This window comes from Actinomyces sp. S6-Spd3, assembly GCF_000758755.1.
In the GTDB taxonomy this organism is placed as follows: domain Bacteria; phylum Actinomycetota; class Actinomycetes; order Actinomycetales; family Actinomycetaceae; genus Pauljensenia.
This window is the reverse complement of record NZ_JRMV01000031.1, coordinates 1-537: the sequence shown is the minus strand read 5'-3', so window position 1 is coordinate 537 and position 537 is coordinate 1. Positions and strand designations below refer to the sequence as shown.

The 537-nt window shown below is 59.2% G+C and carries 1 pseudogene; it reads left to right on the top strand.

The features are described 5' to 3' along the window. Nucleotides 1–312 (top strand): annotated as a pseudogene (locus HMPREF1627_RS00220) (glycosyltransferase family 2 protein); the annotation flags it as partial. Between the last annotated feature and the right edge of the window lie 225 nt (nt 313–537).

The window sequence follows — 537 nt, the reverse complement described above, 5'->3', positions numbered from 1 at the left end:
AAAGCGGTTAACGACATCATGCCTTTTGCCCCCGGGTGGGGCGTTGAAGTAGCCATGACTATCGACCTTCTAGTCAAGGGCTACACCGTGCAAGAAATCCCCTGCGACTTCACGCACCGTGCTACCGCCAACGACCTCATGGGGTACATGCATCGCGCCGACCAATTCAAAGACGTCTGGAAAGCCACGGCGCTACGCCGCGTACACCGCCATCGAATTCCCGTTCGCGAGCGAGTACAGGCGGCTATACGGCAAACCGCGGGCTCTCCGTACAACGCGTACGAGAAATTTGTAGACGACGAGCAAGAATAGACACCAGCGCGGGCGCTGCAATCGCAACGGTGTCCACCACAATCAGCAAACCTGAATCGTTAATCGGTACGGCCACCAGCGCACCCACAGCTATGCCGGCCGCCACTGCGGCTAAACCCGGGGGAGTGGCTTCACGCAGGGTTTCCAGGTGCGGATTCGGTGAGGGGGCAGGGTCCATTTCGCCGGTTTGGGGCGGCTCTTGGTGAGTATCAGCGGGTAGCTTTT